At 62.9% G+C, this 15,936-nt stretch carries 12 protein-coding genes; 1 reads left to right on the top strand and 11 read right to left on the bottom strand.

The window, feature by feature from the left end; all coding sequences use genetic code 11:
- Positions 1-103 precede the first annotated feature (103 nt).
- The 11 genes from JNB71_RS23710 to JNB71_RS23660 all read right to left on the bottom strand — a co-directional run bounded on the left by JNB71_RS23710 (position 104) and on the right by JNB71_RS23660 (position 13,368).
- A complete protein-coding gene (locus JNB71_RS23710) occupies positions 104-421 on the bottom strand; it encodes a hypothetical protein (protein WP_220374231.1) in 318 nt (105 codons plus the stop codon).
- Positions 421-1,911: a siroheme synthase CysG gene (gene cysG / locus JNB71_RS23705; protein WP_220374230.1), complete on the bottom strand. Its 1,491-nt coding sequence runs from the start codon at positions 1,909-1,911 to the stop codon at positions 421-423. Before cysG ends, JNB71_RS23710 begins: the two co-directional genes overlap by 1 nt.
- A complete protein-coding gene (locus tag JNB71_RS23700; protein WP_220374229.1) occupies positions 1,883-4,540 on the bottom strand; it encodes a molybdopterin-dependent oxidoreductase in 2,658 nt (885 codons plus the stop codon). Before JNB71_RS23700 ends, cysG begins: the two co-directional genes overlap by 29 nt.
- Positions 4,541-4,784: 244 nt before the next feature.
- Complete coding sequence (nirD, locus tag JNB71_RS23695; RefSeq protein WP_220374228.1) at positions 4,785-5,120, bottom strand: nitrite reductase small subunit NirD; 336 nt, start codon at positions 5,118-5,120, stop codon at positions 4,785-4,787.
- Positions 5,121-5,125: 5 nt separating this feature from the next.
- Positions 5,126-7,576 carry a nitrite reductase large subunit NirB gene (gene nirB / locus JNB71_RS23690; RefSeq protein WP_220374227.1) on the bottom strand — a complete coding sequence of 817 codons (2,451 nt, stop codon included), beginning with the start codon at positions 7,574-7,576 and terminating at the stop codon, positions 5,126-5,128.
- 4 nt (positions 7,577-7,580) lie between these two features.
- Positions 7,581-8,006, bottom strand: a complete 426-nt coding sequence (locus JNB71_RS23685; RefSeq protein ID WP_220374226.1) for a globin family protein — start codon at positions 8,004-8,006, stop codon at positions 7,581-7,583.
- Positions 8,007-8,026: 20 nt separating this feature from the next.
- Positions 8,027-8,821: an ABC transporter ATP-binding protein gene (locus JNB71_RS23680; RefSeq protein ID WP_220374225.1), complete on the bottom strand. Its 795-nt coding sequence runs from the start codon at positions 8,819-8,821 to the stop codon at positions 8,027-8,029.
- A 10-nt stretch (positions 8,822-8,831) separates the two neighbouring features.
- Positions 8,832-9,725, bottom strand: coding sequence for a nitrate ABC transporter permease (gene ntrB, locus JNB71_RS23675; RefSeq protein ID WP_220374224.1), 894 nt, complete (start codon positions 9,723-9,725; stop codon positions 8,832-8,834).
- 62 nt (positions 9,726-9,787) lie between these two features.
- On the bottom strand, positions 9,788-11,086 hold the full coding sequence (locus tag JNB71_RS23670) for a CmpA/NrtA family ABC transporter substrate-binding protein (protein ID WP_220374223.1): 1,299 nt from the start codon (positions 11,084-11,086) through the stop codon (positions 9,788-9,790).
- Between the two features lie 361 nt (positions 11,087-11,447).
- Positions 11,448-12,734 carry a CmpA/NrtA family ABC transporter substrate-binding protein gene (locus JNB71_RS23665; protein ID WP_222857408.1) on the bottom strand — a complete coding sequence of 429 codons (1,287 nt, stop codon included), beginning with the start codon at positions 12,732-12,734 and terminating at the stop codon, positions 11,448-11,450.
- A gap of 46 nt (positions 12,735-12,780) precedes the next feature.
- Positions 12,781-13,368 (bottom strand): ANTAR domain-containing response regulator, encoded by a 588-nt coding sequence (locus JNB71_RS23660; protein WP_018328237.1) that lies wholly within the window; start codon positions 13,366-13,368, stop codon positions 12,781-12,783.
- Positions 13,369-13,922: 554 nt separating this feature from the next.
- Here JNB71_RS23660 and JNB71_RS23655 point away from each other — a divergent pair.
- Positions 13,923-15,659, top strand: coding sequence for a cation:proton antiporter (locus tag JNB71_RS23655; protein WP_220374221.1), 1,737 nt, complete (start codon positions 13,923-13,925; stop codon positions 15,657-15,659).
- Positions 15,660-15,936: the final 277 nt, after the last annotated feature.

Raw genomic sequence — 15,936 nt, 5'->3', positions numbered from 1 at the left:
GCATGGTTTCCTGTTTGGTGCTGTGCAAACGTATGGAGTGCTGGGTTGTTCCGGAAGGGCGGTCGCGAGAAATAAGCCGTTCTTGTGACCACCTGGTCCAGATTTAAGGTGAGGCGCCCAAACCCGCATGTGCAAACAGGCATGCCGCGGCCAAGGCGAGACGCGCCGAAGTGCCAAGCGCGGACTGGCCGATCACGACAGCCAACGCCACTCCGAGCGCAGCGATCGTTGCGCCAATGCCAATGCCATTGCCGCTGCAGGCCATGGCGGCCGAGGAGAGGCTGATGGAACTGGCAAGCGCGGTGGCGGGCGATAGAAGGATGGCGTGATCGGTCGTCGCCAGGAAAATCTGGCGGAACCGGCTGAAGCTGAAGCCCATGGCAAGGCTCAGGAACAGGGCGGCGAGAAGTTCGGATGGCATCACACCGCCCGGGATCGATGATGGCCGTTTTCCGGGACAGGCTTTCCGACCGGGCTCTCAGCCTTCGATTGTGCCTGCGAAAAGGCCTGGCCGACGCCGATCAGGATCGGATTGTCGACGCCTATACGCACCACCGCGTCCGCCAAATCGCCGACCGTGCCGATCCAGCGTTTTTCATTGCTGCGGGTGGCCGCGCTCATCACCACGGCCGGGGTCGCACCGTCCATGCCGGCGGCCAGAAGCCTGGCGCGAATCTGACCGGCGGTGCGGCCGCCCATGTAGAATATCGTCGTGGTGCGCGGTTCGGCCATATTCTGCCAGTCGAGATGTTCGGGCAGTTCGCCGAGGCGCGAGTGACCGGTGACGAAGCGCACGGACTGCGCGTGATCGCGATGCGTCAGCGATACGCCGAGACGGGCGGCCATGGCGCTGGCGGAGGTGATGCCCGGCACGACGTCCACGGGAATGCCCTGCCGTTCGAGACAGGCGATTTCCTCGCCCGCGCGACCGAAGATCATCGGGTCTCCGGATTTCAGCCGCACCACGCGCTTTCCGGCCTTGGCGAGCTGGATCATCATCGTGTTGATGTCTTCCTGCTTGCAGCTCGTCCGGCCGCCGCGCTTGCCGACCAGCATGCGCTTTGCTTCACGGCGGGCAAGTTCCAGCACGTCGTCGGACACGAGATCGTCGAACAGGATGACATCGGCCGCCTGCAGTGCGCGCACAGCCTTGAGCGTCAGAAGCTCCGCATCGCCCGGCCCGGCACCCACCAGCGTTACGCGTCCGCTGCCGGATGTGTGCTTCGTGCCAATCCGCCCGGCGTCGGCAAGCAGGCCGGCTTCGGCTTCGGCCTCGGGTGCCGCGCCGAAGGCACGATCGACAAAATTCTCCCAGAAGGCGCGTCGCGGTGCGCCGGGGCCCACGCGCGCGTTGACCTTGTCCCGGATCGAATGCGCCAGCGCCGCCCAGGACTTCAGCGCAGGCGGCAGCAGCGTCTCGATGCGTCGGCGGATCGCCTGGGCGAGGATCGGGGCGGCACCATCCGTTGAAATGGCGACAACGACGGGCGAGCGGTTGACGATCGAACCGAACTGGAACTGGCAGTATTTCGGTTTGTCGATGACGTTGACCGGCACGCCGGTCCTGCAGGCCGCATCGAAGAACGCGGCAGCGGCGTCATCGTCTTGGCAATCGGCAATGGCGATGGCAGCATCCTTGAAGGATGAAGGCGACCATTGTTCCTTGTGATGCTCGAACCGGCCGTCGTCCCGCATCAGGGTTGCGAACGCCTCGCTCAGCTCGTCCGCATAGACATGGACTTCGGCACCGCAGGCCGCCAGCAGTTCCGCTTTCCAGGCCGCCGCGTCCGATCCGCCGGCAACGATGGCGCGTTTTCCCTCGAGCGCCCAGAAGACCGGCAATTTGGCGAGCGGTGCCATGCGGGCAGGGCGGTCGTTCCGGTCACTCGGCAGCAGCTGAAAGGCATCCATCGATGATCCCCCTGATCTCGGCGCGGCACGAGCCGCAATTGGTTCCGGCGTTCAATTCCTTGCCGACAGCCTCGACACTGTGACAGCCACCCCTGACGGCGGCGACGATCTGATTGACGCCGACGCTGAAGCACGAACAGACGGTGGCGCCGGGGTCCACGCGGCCGGCGCCGGGTCGCCCGGCAGCAACCGCGAACCGCTTGGCCATGTCGGCATGCTTGACGGTCAGTTGTTCGACCGCCCAGTTGCGGGCGACGGCAACCGGCTCGCGGCCGAGGAAGAAGGCGGCAAGCAGGCGGTCGCCGTCGAAGAAGGCAAGCCGCAGGTCGCCGGTCCGAGCGTCGGCGTAGCCGAGCGGTTCGATATGGTCGGGGATGCCGAGATGCGCGCGGCACCATTCAGTCCAGCTCTCGGGCGCGGCATCGAACGCCAGTTCCAGCCGCCATCCGCCATCCGCCTTTGCCAGTGCCCAGTAGGGAGTGTCGAGACCCTGCGGTTTGGTGGCGGAAACCGCAAAGCCATAATTTGCAACCTTCAGTCGCCGCGCCGCAATGGCGACGTTCTTCGAGGCAGGCTGACCGGAGAATGGATCGGTGATCGGGGCAACGACGGCGTCGATCCGTGCCTTTGCGGCAAACTGATCGTTCCAGTGCATCGGGACGAACAGGCTGCCGCGAGCCTGTCGCTCGGTAACCAAGGCACGTACCACGGCCTTGCCGTAGGGGCTCTCGATCTCGACGAGGCCGGCGCTGGCGACACCGATTTCGATCGCGTCGCGCGGATGGATTTCCGCGAATGGCTCGGCAATATGGGCGGACAGGCGGGCGCTCTTGCCCGTCCGTGTCATCGTGTGCCACTGGTCGCGGATGCGGCCGGTGTTCAGCGTCAGCGGGAAGTCGGCGGTGGTGCGATCCGTGGCAGGGGCATTGACGGCGACGAAACGCGCCTTGCGATCGGCATGGAAGAAGCCGCCATCGGCGAAGAAGCGGGTGGTTTGCACCTGCGAGGCGGCTGGCTGCGGCCATTGGAAGGGGGCAAGCCTGTCATAGGCCGCGCCGTCGATCCGCGCGTAGGCGCCGATATCGAAATCACGACCGCCCTCGTTTTCGAAGGCCGACAGGGCCGCGTGCTCGGCAAAGATGGTGGCGGCGGTAGGGAACGAGAACGCGTCCTCAAATCCCATGCGGCGGCCGACCTCGGCCAGCTGCCACCAGTCGGCCTTCGCCTCGCCAGGGGCGGCCAGATAGGCGCGTTGGCGGGAAATGCGGCGCTCCGAATTGGTGACGGTGCCGTCCTTTTCGGCCCAGCCGAGCGAGGGCAGAAGGACGTGCGCCAGCTTCGTGGTGTCGGTCTCCTGCAGGACGTCGGAGACGACGACGAAGGGACAGGCGGCGATGGCGGCTGCGACGGCATCGGCATCCGGCATCGAGACCACCGGGTTGGTGGCCATGATCCAGAGCGCCTTGACCCGGCCGTCGGCGACGGCGCGGAACATGTCGACGGCCTTGAGGCCGGGCCTGCGGGTGATGGCCGGCGACCGCCAGAAACGCTGGACGCGGTCGCAATCCTCGCGGCTTTCGATAGCCATGTGAGCTGCGAGCATATTGGCAAGACCGCCGACCTCGCGTCCGCCCATGGCGTTCGGCTGGCCGGTGAGGGAGAAGGGGCCCATGCCGGGCCGGCCGATGCGGCCGGTCGCGAGATGACAGTTGATGATGGCGTTGACCTTGTCCGTGCCGGAGGCGGATTGATTGACGCCCTGGCTGTAGCAGGTGACGACCTTTTCCGTTTCCTCGAACAGGCGGAAGAACTGGCGCAACTGCATGGAGGGGAGGCCGGTCAATTCCATAAGTTCGGCGATGCCGAGGACCGAGGCCGCCGCGAAAGCCTCTGCAAAACCGTTGGTATGCGTGCCGATATAGTTCTGGTCGATCGCGGCGGTGCCGGCAAGGTGGGCCAGCAGGCCCATGAACAGCGCTACGTCCCCATCCGGCCGGATCGCCAGATGCAGGTCGGCGATATCGGCCGTCATCGTGCGGCGCGGATCGATGACGACGACTTTCATGCCGGGCCGAGCGGCCTTGGCGGCGGCAAGACGCTGGTAGATGACCGGGTGGCACCAGGCGAGATTGGAGCCGGTCAGGACGACCAGATCGGCAAGCTCGATGTCCTCATAGGTACCGGGAACGGTATCTGCACCGAAGGCACGCCGATGGCCGGCGACAGAGGAGGACATGCAAAGGCGCGAATTGGTGTCGATATTGGCCGAGCCGATAAAACCCTTCATCAGCTTGTTGGCGACGTAATAGTCCTCCGTCAGCAATTGACCGGAGACGTAGAAGGCGACCGAATCCGGGCCGTGCTCGGCGATGGTTTCGGAAAAACGTGTGGCGACGAGGTCAAGCGCCTCATCCCAACCCGCGCGGCGCCCGTCGATCTGCGGATGAAGAATGCGTCCAGAGAGATCGATGGTTTCGGCGAGCGCCGAGCCCTTGGAGCACAGGCGGCCGAAATTGGCGGGATGGTCCGGGTCACCCTTGACGCTGACCGTGCCGTTATCATCGATCCGGGCGATGACCCCGCAGCCGACGCCGCAATAGGGGCAGGTGGTTTTGGTTTCAGTCGACACCGCTGTTCCCCTTGTTGCTGTGTCGTCCGCGGGGCTTACCCCCCTCTGTCAGCTTCGCTGACATCTCCCCCTCAAGGGGGGAGATCAGGAGCCTGCCGCGCCATTCGTGTCCTCCGACGGCAACGCGCATCTTCCAGACGCTGTAATTGCTGTACGAGGCAGCGGCATATGCCGCCCAATCTCCCCCCTTGAGGGGGAGATGTCGCGAAGCGACAGAGGGGGGTGTCCTTCCTGTCATGCCGGCTTACTCCGCCGCCATCATCAGGCTTTCGAACGCGATGGAGAGCGCACCGTCCTCGTTGCGAACAGCGATGGTCTTGACCTCGCCCTCATCGGCACCGAGTGCCTTGCCGCTTTCGAGCGAGATCACCCAGTTGTGCAGCGGGCAGGTGACCGCCTTGCCGTGAACGATGCCCTGGCTAAGCGGCCCGCCCTTGTGCGGGCAGTGATCCTCGATGGCGAAGACTTCGTTTTCGGCCGTGCGAAACACGGCGATCTTGCCTTGCGGCGTCTTCACGCAGCGTGCGCCGCGCAGCGGGATATCGTTGATGTCGCCGATTGCGATCCAGTTCGTTTCCATGTCCGTCACTCCGCCGCTTCCGAGTATCCAACCGTTGCCATCGGCCGGAACTCATGCTTGTCCTTGCCGGAGACACGCTCCGACCAGGGGTCGACCTGGGCGAATTTCTGGGAAAAGACGAAGCGGTCGTAGTAGGCTTGGCGCTTCTGCGCATCGCCCATGATCTGGCGGCGGATCTCATCGAGACCGATGCGCTTGGCCCATTTGTAGATGCGTTCGAGATAGCGGCCCTGCTCGCGGTACATCTGCGTCAGCGCCACGATATGCTGCAGCGCCTCGTCCTCGGTCTTGACGAGGCCGAGCACTTCCGTGCCCTTGATGTCGAGTCCGGCAGCCCCGGCAAAATGGATCTCGAAGCCCGAATCGACGCAGATGACCCCGATATCCTTGCAGGTTGCTTCGGCGCAGTTTCGCGGACAGCCGGAGACGGCCATCTTGAGCTTGGCCGGCGTCCACGATCCCCACATGAACTTCTCGATGCGGATGCCGAGCCCAGTCGAATCCTGCGTGCCGAAGCGGCACCAGTCGGAACCGACGCAGGTTTTGACTGTGCGCAGGCCCTTCGCATAGGCCTGGCCTGAGACGAAGCCGGCCTTGCCGAGATCGGCCCAGACGGCGGGCAGGTCTTCCTTCTCGATGCCGAGCAGGTCAATGCGCTGGCCGCCGGTGACCTTGACGAGCGGCACGTCGAATTTGTCGACCACGTCGGCGATGGCGCGCAGTTCCTTCGAATTGGTCACGCCGCCCCACATACGCGGCACCACCGAATAGGTTCCGTCCTTCTGGATATTGGCGTGGACGCGCTCGTTGATGAAGCGCGACTGGTAATCGTCGGCATATTCGTCCGGCCAGTCGCAGACGAGGTAGTAGTTGAGGGCCGGGCGACATTTGGCGCAGCCGCAGGAGGTCTTCCATTCCAGTTCCTGCATGACGGCCGGAATGGTCTTCAGCCCCTTGGCCTTGATCAGGCGACGCACGTCGTCATGTCCGAGCTCGGTGCAGGCGCACATCGGCTGAACGGCGGCCGGATTGTAGGCGTCGCCGAGCGTCATCGACATCAGCTGTTCGACCAACCCGGTGCAGGAGCCGCAGGAGGCGGATGCCTTGGTATGGGCCCGCACGTCGTCGAGCGAGGTCAGTCCCTTCGCGGTGATTGTACCGGTGATCTTGCCCTTGCAGACGCCGTTGCAGCCGCAGATTTCCGCATCATCCGGCAAGGCTGCAACGGCCGCCATAGGGTCCAGCGGGGACCCTCCCTGGTAGGCCTGGCCGAAAATGAGCGTTTCACGCATTTCCGATATGTCGGTGGCTTTCTTCTTCAGGTCGTTGAACCAGGCGCCATCGGCGGTTTCGCCGTAGAGCACCGTGCCGATAATGCGGTTGTCCTTCAGCACCAAACGCTTGTAGACACCCGCCGTCGCGTCGCGCAGCACGATCTCCTCGCGGTCGTCGCCTTCGGCGAAATCACCGAGGGAGAAGAGATTGATGCCGGTGACCTTGAGCTTGGTCGGCGTGTCGGAATGCACAAAGGCGGGCGAGCGGTCGCCGGCGAGATGCGAAGCGGCGATGCGGGCCATTTCGTAGAGCGGTGCGACGAGACCGTAGACCATGCCGCCGACCTCGGCGCATTCGCCGAGCGCCAGGATGTCGCCGTCGGAGGTCTGCATGCCGGCATCGACAACTATGCCGCGATTGACGGCAAGCCCCGCTTCCTTGGCGAGATTGGCGTTCGGGCGGATGCCGACAGCCATGACCACCAGCGTCGCGGGGATGATCGTGCCGTTGTCAAGCTCGACGCCCTCGACCTTGCCATCGCCGATGATCGCCTTGGTGTTGGCCTTGCAGATGACCTTGATGCCACGTTCCTCGACGGCTTTCTGCAAGAGGTAGCCGGCAGCCGGATCGAGCTGGCGCTCCATCAGGGTCGGCATCACGTGTAGCACGGTGACATCCATGCCGCGCGCGGCAAGGCCTGCAGCGGCTTCCAGCCCAAGCAGGCCGCCGCCGATGACGACCGCCTTTTCGCGCGACTGGGCGGCAAGCAGCATCGCCTGCACGTCGTCGAGGTCGCGATAGGTGATGACGCCGGGCAGATCCTTGCCGGGCACCGGGATGATGAAGGGTACGGAGCCGGTGGCGATGACGAGCTTGTCATAGCTTTCCGTCACCCCGTGATCGGAGGTCACCGTCTTTTTGGCGCGGTCGATCGAGACGATCTTGTGGCCCTTGTAGAGCGTGATGCCGTGCTCGATGTACCAGCCATCGCCATGGATGACGATTTCCTCATAGCTCTTTTCGCCGGATAGCACCGGCGAGAGCATGATGCGGTCGTAGTTGACGCGCGGCTCGGCGTTGAAGATCGTGACCTCATAGAGGCCCGGCGCCTGTTCCAGCAGATGCTCCAGCATGCGCCCGGGGGCCATGCCGTTGCCGATGATAACGAGCTTTTCCGTCATGATCTTACTCCGCAGCCTCGATCTTGCGACGGCTCGCCGCGATCATTACGCCGGAAAGGGTGGTGTAGGCCGAGATCCAGGCGTCGCGGGTCTCGGGTGTGAAATCCTTGCCGAGGCCCTTGTCGAGCGTCCAGATCAAAGCCTCGCCGACCGGGGTGTAGTGCTCAGGCTTGACGCCGTAATCGTTGTGCTTGACGGCGAGCGCTTCAGCGGCCGGCAGGATGCTCGGCAGGTCCTTCAGGCCATTGACGACGACGGCGAGCGTGGTCATCAGCTTGCGGCCCTGTTCCTTCATCTCGCCCTTGAACATGGGCTTCACGTCGGGCGCGATCTCGAACAGCCGGCCGTAGAAAAGCTCGGCAGCCGCTTCCCTGATCGGCACGACCTTGGCGAAGGAAGACTGCACGAGATCGATGTCATTCGGTGTCATGGCTTAGTTTCCTTGTGGGTTCAGGCCGCTTCGACAAAACGGTGGCGTTCGTAGAGGAACTTCAGCACGGCCTCGCGGCACTTGAGATATGTCCGGTCGGAAGCGAGCTCGATGCGATTGCGCGGCCGGCCAATCGGCACGTTGAGGACTTCGCCGATGCAGGCCGCCGGGCCATTGGTCATCATGACGATCCGGTCAGACAGAAGCACTGCTTCATCGACGTCATGGGTGATCATCACCATGGTGTTGCCGAGACGGGCGTGAATTTCCATCACTGCGTCCTGCAGATGCGCCCGCGTCAGGGCGTCGAGCGCGCCGAAGGGCTCGTCGAGCAGCAGGATCTTCGGCTCCATGGCGAGCGCCCGGGCGATGCCGACGCGCTGCTTCATGCCGCCGGAAATCTCTGACGGCCTCTTGTCCCTAGCATGGCCCATCTGCACGAGGTCGAGATTGGCCATGACCCAGTCATGCCGTTCCGTCTTGCTTTTCGTCCTGCCGAAAACCTTGGAGACGGCGAGGTTGACGTTCTCATAGACCGTCAGCCAGGGAAGCAGGCTGTGGTTTTGGAAGACGACGGCGCGTTCCGGTCCGGGTGCATTGACCTCCCGGTTTTCGAGCAGCACGGCTCCGGACGAAACCGGCGTCAGGCCGGCGATCAGGTTGAGCAGGGTCGACTTGCCGCAGCCCGAATGGCCGATGATCGAGACGAATTCGCCCTTGTCGATCGTCAGGTTGACACCCTTCAACACCTCGGCGCGTTGACCGCCCCGGTCGAAGTGCTTGTCGATATGGTCGAGTTTGAGATAGGCGCTCATGACTGTATCCTCAGTTGGCGGATGCGCCGCGAGTGACGATGGAGCCGACGGCTGAGACCAGCTTGTCGAGGATGAAGCCGACGACGCCGATATAGACGAGCGCGACGATGATGTCGGGCAGGCGCGACGAGTTCCACGCATCCCAGATGAAGAAGCCGATGCCGACGCCGCCGGTCAGCATTTCAGCCGCGACGATGGCGAGCCAGGACAGGCCGACGCCGATGCGAAGGCCGGTGAAGATGTAAGGGGCTGCCGACGGCAGCATGATCTTGAAGAAGAATTCGAACTGGTTGAGGCACAGCACCTTGGCGACGTTGCGGTAGTCCTGGGGGATGTTGCGCACGCCGACGGCGGTGTTGATGATCACCGGCCAGATCGAGGTGATGAAGATCACGAAGATCGCTGACGGATTGGAATCCTGGAACGCAGCGAGCGACAGCGGCAGCCAGGCGAGCGGTGGAACGGTGCGGAGAATCTGGAAGATCGGATCAAGCCCGCGCATGGCCCAGACGGATTGGCCGATGACTGCGCCGATGAACACGCCGGTGATCGCGGCAAGGCCGAAACCGTAGGCAACGCGCTGCAGCGAGATCAGCACCCTCCAGCCAAGGCCGATATCCTGCGAGCCGTAGTCGAAGAACGGATAGGCGATCAGATCGTAGCTTTCCTCCCAGACCTGCGACGGCGGCGGCAGCGTCGCGCCGGCGCCGGAACAGAGGATCTGCCAGATCGTCAGGATGACGATGAGCACGACCAGCGGCGGCAGGACATTGCGTGCGAGCGCGACCGCGATCTGCTTCGGCTTCGTTTTCGTGGCGGGCCGGCCGGAGAAGGGCAGGACGCTTGCGCTAGTCTTCGGCAGTTGAGCCGTTGCGATTTTTTCCGTGCGGGCCAGTGCGGGCATGGAAGAACTCCTGAAAGCTAAGAGGAAATCGGCGCAGGGGGGCCGCGCCGAGGCTGTTTTGATCAGGACGCGGCCTTGATCGACAGGCTATCGAGATAGGCAGAGGGGTTTTCCGGATCGAAGACCTTGCCGTCGAAAAAGGTTTCCTTGCCGCGCGAGGTCGAGGCCGGAATGTCCGATGCGGCAACGCCAAGATCAGCGGCGGCCGCCCGCCAGATATCTTCGCGGTTCACCTGATCGACCAGCGCCTTGATGTCCGTGTCGGGCGCCAGTTTGCCCCAGCGGATGTTCTCGGCCATGAACCAGGTGTCGTGGCTCTTGAACGGATAGGATGCGCCGTTCGCCCAGAATTTCATGTAGAGATCGGTGCCGGTGACGACCCGGCCATTGCCGTAGTTGATGTCGCCCTTCAGCCGGCCGATGATGTCCTTCGTCGGCACGTTGAACCATTGCCGCTTGCCGACGATCGTCGCCAACTCTTCCTTGTTGTCCATGCTTTCGCACCATTGCTGGGCTTCCATCACGGCCATCATCAGCGCCTTGGCGGCGTTGGGGTTCTTCTCGACCCAATCGGCGCGAGCGCCGAGCGCCTTTTCCGGGTGGCCCTTCCAGAGTTCCCCGGTCGATGCTGCAGTAAAGCCGATGCCCTGGTTGACGAGCTGTTCGTTCCACGGTTCGCCGACACAGAAACAGTCCATGTTGCCGACCTTCATGTTCGCCACCATCTGCGGCGGCGGCACGACGATGGTCGAGACGTCCTTGTCCGGGTCGATGCCGCCTGCGGCCAGCCAGTAGCGGATCCAGAGATCGTGGGTGCCGCCGGGGAAGGTCATCGCCACCTTCACTTCCCCGCCATCAGCCTTCTTTTTCTCAAATGCGGCCTTCAGCTTCGAGGCGTCGAGCTGGACGCCGGTATCAGCATATTCCTTGGCAACGGAGATCGCCTGGCTGTCACAGTTCAGGCGGGCGAGGATAGCCATCGGCACGGGAACGTTGTTCTGCGTCACCTTGCCGGTATGCATGAGGTACGGCAACGGCGAGAGGATATGCGCACCATCGATGCCGTTGGCTGCACCGCCGAGGACGAGGTTGTCGCGTGTCGCGCCCCAGGAAGCCTGCTTGGCAACCTCGACGTCCGGAAGCCCGTGCTTTTCGAAAAAGCCTTTTTCCTTGGCGATGATCAGCGCCGCCGAATCGGTCAGCGCGATGTAGCCAAGCTTGACGCCGGTCACTTCCGGGCCTGCGCCGGCGGCAAAGGCGCCAGACGGGAAGGCCGTCTTGATAGCGCCGAACAGCGCAGCGGTGGCGGTCGTTTTGAGTAGGCTGCGGCGGCTGATGCCGTTTCTGAAAGTCGTCTTCATGAACAGTTCCCTCTGCTGTGGCCGGTCGGATTTGGGCATAAAAAAACGCCGCTCGGAGATTTGCGTCTTCGGGAAGGAGGAATCCCGGACTGCAAAACCCTTGCGACGTCGATGTCTCTTGCGAACGCCTATGGCGCGTTCGTCTTACTGCGGTCGCCATTGACCGGAGCGATTCATGTAATGCAAAGCCCGTGCCATTTTGGAGGAGAAGAATTATGCCTATGAAATTACATGGGTTTTTACGTCAATCTGCCAAATGAGTAATTTTTGATCGACGCTATTTTGTGCTGAAAATTTCATCTGTTGCTCTTGGGGCAGCAAGTGCGGGTGCGAATTTTGTGCAATGCAAACGCTGCGGGCGCTAGATTTCGTCGCCGCCGTGGCCGCCGGGCGCCGAGCGTTTCACCGCGAACCCGGCAATGTAGTCCTCCATCCGGAACGGGTCGAAGATCTGCCCGTCCAGGAAGCGGTCTCCGTCCAAGGCCCCCTCGATGCGAATATCGTCGTCCAATAGTGGTGCGGCGTTCGCGCCAAGCGCCAGGCGGTAGATGTCGGGCCTATAGGCCGCCGCTGACGCCGTCATGCCGGCGGGGGACAGGTCGGTCTGGCCCCAGCGGATCATCTGGCTGTAGATCCACAGGGCCTGGCTCGGGCGCGGATAGTTGGCGAACCCGGCATGGAAGGCGAAATAGCTGTCGATGATTCGCCGGTTGCCCCGGTCATCGAGATTAAATTCGCCGGCCAGCACGCGACGAATGATGTCGACCGGTGCAGCGAGATACCGTGCATCGGCGAGCGCTTCCGAAAGGGCGTCGTGATTGTCGGGACGGTCGCACCAGCGCGCCGCCGCATCCAGCGCGACGATCAATCGAGAGACCGTTTCCGGATGCGTTTCAGCCCATTCGGGCCGCATGCCGATCACCTTTTCGGGCGCGGACGGCCAGATGTCCTGCTTGGCGGCGACGATACGGCCGACGCCGCGCTCCGAGGCGACCATGTTCCATGGCGCGCCGACGCAGAAGCCGTCGATGGCGCCGGCGGCGAGGGCGTCCGACGTCATCGGCGGCGGTACGACGACGAGCTTGACGTCGCGGTCCGGATCGATGCCGCCTGCCGCCAGCCAGTAGCGGAATTCGTAGTTGTGCGAGGAGAAGGGGTAGGTGACGCCCAATGTCGGCAACGGTTCGCCGCGTGCTTTCAACTCTCCAATGACCTTCGCAAGCGCGTGCGCGTTCTCCAGGGCGCCTGCCGTTTCAGGCAAGGCCGCCGTCTCGCGCATCCGGGCAAAAAGCCTTGTCGAGAGCGTGATCGCATTGCCGCCGCGCCCCAACGAGAAGGGCGTGATCGTCGGCGACGGGTTGGAACCCAGGCCGAGCATCGAGGCGACGGGCATGGGCGAGAGCATGTGGGCAATGTCGAACTGCCGGAAGGCAAGGCGATCGCGGACGTTCGCCCACGAAACGTCCTTGACCAGGTCCAGGGTGAGGCCTTCCTTCTGTGCAAAGCCGAATTCGCAAGCGGCGATCAGCACCGAGGCGTCGACCAGCGGAATGAAACCGGCGCGCAGGGTGCGCGAACCTTCGCTGGCAAGGCCTGCCGGTGCGGCAAGGCGGCCGTCGCCGCTCAATTCCGTGAGGCTGGTGATCATGTTCACTCCAATGTCTCCCGGAAGATCTCGGACTGGCGCACGTTCATCACATCAGCAATCCTGCCGCTGTAACCACGCTCTGGGCGATATCCGATATCTTCTTCTTTTCGTTCATGGCCGTTTGGCGCAGCAGGGCAAAGGCCTGCTCTTCGGAAAGGCCGCGCATTTTCATCAGGATGCCCTTGGCCCGCTCGATGATCTTGCGTTCCTCCAGCGCCGATTTGGCGTCGGCGAGTTCCCGCTGCAGCCGGCTGAAGGCATTGAAGCGACTGACGGCCATGTCGAGAATGGGCTTGACGCGCTCCTTCTTCAGGCCGTCGACGATGTAGGCTGAGACGCCGGCTTCCACGGCCGCCTCGATCGAGGCCGTGTCGGAGCGATCGACGAACATGGCAATCGGCCGGCCAACCGTGCGGGTGAGCTGGAACAGATGCTCCATCATGTCGCGATTGGGGTTTTCAAGATCGATGACGATCACGTCCGGCTGCAGCGTCTCGATGATTCGAGCGATGCCATTGACTTCATGGACCACGGTTACTTTCGTGTGACCGGCCTCACGCAATCCTTCCTCGATGATGGAGGCGCGGATCGCGTTCTCGTCGATGACGAGAATGGTGAGGTCAAAATAAGCCATGGCGCATAGATGACGCAGTGCAATAATCTTGGCAATGCCTAAAATAGGTGCTCTGTGCCAACAGCCTAAAATTTGGGCAGCATGCTCAGAACGTGACCGGATCGTTTTGCTGCACGTCCATTTACGCCGGCCGGAGACTTGCCGTTCGCATAGTATCACGATGCCGCGATGCGAGCGACATTGAGGAGGCGCCACGTACCGGGATCGGCCAGTGGCCGATTGTATCAACGAGCCGTGGCGCGAGATCCGGCCCACTTATCGAGCGACTAACTGTGCGACGGCGGTGTCGCCCGGGCGATTCGGGCGCTCCACAAGACATCGCTTGGGTCCGTCAACGTCTGGTACCTGCTGATTGCATCGTGAAGCCGGACGGGAAATTCCCGTTAACGTTGATACATGAAGAGGCTTTGCGCGCAACTTGACGGGATCGCTGGCCGTTTATTGGCGATAAACCCATCATTTTCCCGAGGTGCCACTTTATAAAGGCGTCAGGGGCAGCATACGATGTCGAGACATAGTATCGGCAAACAGCCGTAGGCGGGCGGGAGCAGGGCGTGCATCAGGATATGGCTTTGGTAGCGACGGTGGCGATCAGCTTCGTGCTTGCTGCCGGTTTTGGCTATCTTGCGGACAGGCTTCGTTTGCCGCCGCTCGTCGGCTATCTGGTTGCCGGTGTTCTGATAGGGCCGTTTACGCCGGGTTTGAACGCCGACAGCAACCTTGCGGCGCAACTGGCTGAAATCGGTGTCATCCTGCTGATGTTCGGCGTCGGGCTGCATTTCTCTGCATCGGACCTCATCGCTGTTCGCGGTATCGCCATTCCCGGCGCCATTGGCCAGATCATCCTTGCGACGCTGCTCGGCATGGGTCTCTGCACCCTTTGGGGCTGGAGCCTCGGGGCCGGCCTGGTCTTCGGCCTGTGTGTTTCCGTTGCCAGCACCGTGGTGCTGCTCAAGGCTCTCGAGGAGCGAAACCTCGTCAATTCGCCCAACGGCCGCGTGGCGATCGGCTGGCTTATCGTCGAGGACCTGGCGATGGTCCTGACGCTCGTCCTCCTGCCCATCGTCGCGGAGGTGCTGGGGGATGGGGCAGCGGCGCATGCTGCAGGCGCGGGCGGTTCGTCGATCGCGCTCACCATCCTCCTGACGCTGGTCAAGCTCGGCGCCTTTGCGGTGCTAGCCGTCGTGCTCGGACCGAGGCTGGTGCCGTGGCTGCTGACGCTGGTCGCGCGCACTGGCTCGAGGGAATTGTTCACGCTTACGGTTCTGGCCATAGCACTCGGGATCGCCTTCGGCTCGGCGACGATCTTCGGGGTGTCCTTCGCGCTCGGGGCGTTCTTCGCCGGCGTCATCATGAGCGAATCCCACCTCAGCCATCGGGCCGCCGCCGATTCGCTGCCGTTGCAGAATGCCTTCTCGGTGCTGTTCTTCGTTTCGGTCGGCATGCTGTTCAACCCGATGGTGCTGATCCACCAGCCGCTTGCCGTGATCGCCATCCTGGCGCTGATCACCTGCGGCAAGTCGCTGATCGCGGCCGGTTTCGTGCTGCTGTTGCGCTACCCCCTGTCGATGGCGCTGACGGTGGCAGCAAGCCTGGCGCAGATCGGCGAGTTCTCCTTCATCGTCGCCGGCCTCGGCGTCTCGCTCGGGCTCCTGTCACAGGAGGGCCACGACCTCATACTCGCCGGCGCCATTCTGTCGATCACGCTGAACCCGCTGATGTTCGGGGTCGCGGCGAAACTGAAAGCGGCAATCGGCAGCGCCATGCCTGCGTTCGCGGGCCGGTACGGTCAGCCCAAATTTGTCGCGCTGACGCGGGAGCTCGAGGTCATCCGTGAAAAGGCCGAGGAGAAGGAAAGCCAGCAACAGTTGAAGAAGCAGCAACTGGTGAACACCTTTCCGATATTTTCCGAGGTCAATGAACATGCCCTGGAGGAGCTTCTTCTGCTGTTCCGGCCGGCGTCGGCATCGCCGGGCGACAAGGTCATCAGGGTCGGCGAGCGCGGCGACGCCATGTATTTCATTGCTGCCGGTGCCGTCGAGGTGCGCTTGCCGGACAAGGCGATTCTCCTGGAAGCGGGCGCCTTTTTCGGCGAGATGGCCCTGCTCAGCGGCGGAGTGCGCACCGCCGACGTGATCGCGGTGGATTTCTGCCAGTTCCTGAAGCTCGACCGGCGCGACTTCAACATCTTCATGACCCGGCATCCGCGGCTGCGGGCCGCCGTCAGCGACATGGCGCGTGAGCGCAAGCAGATGAATATCCTGCACGATGCACAAACCGACGTGACCTGATGCACTGACCTGATGCGTGGAGGGCCGTTTGCGGCAGATCGGCCGCAAATGATCAGGCGAAGGCTGCAATCAAGTCGGCAGTCTCCGGCCCAGAGCGTCTGCCGGGCGGGCCTCGGTATTATTTGCGGGGCTACGAGACATCCGGCGTCGCCGGAAATTCCGGATTTTGTCCAGATTTGATCGCCGGCGCGCAACTTTTAGTCTCAAAAGTCGTCGGATTGGCAAGAAGTAGCGATCGAAACTGATGTAGACTGCGTCGATCGCATCAAAACGCCGG

It is taken from the genome of Rhizobium herbae (genome assembly GCF_019511375.1).
GTDB lineage: Bacteria > Pseudomonadota > Alphaproteobacteria > Rhizobiales > Rhizobiaceae > Pararhizobium > Pararhizobium herbae_A.
This window is presented reverse-complemented; position numbering and strand designations above follow the sequence as displayed.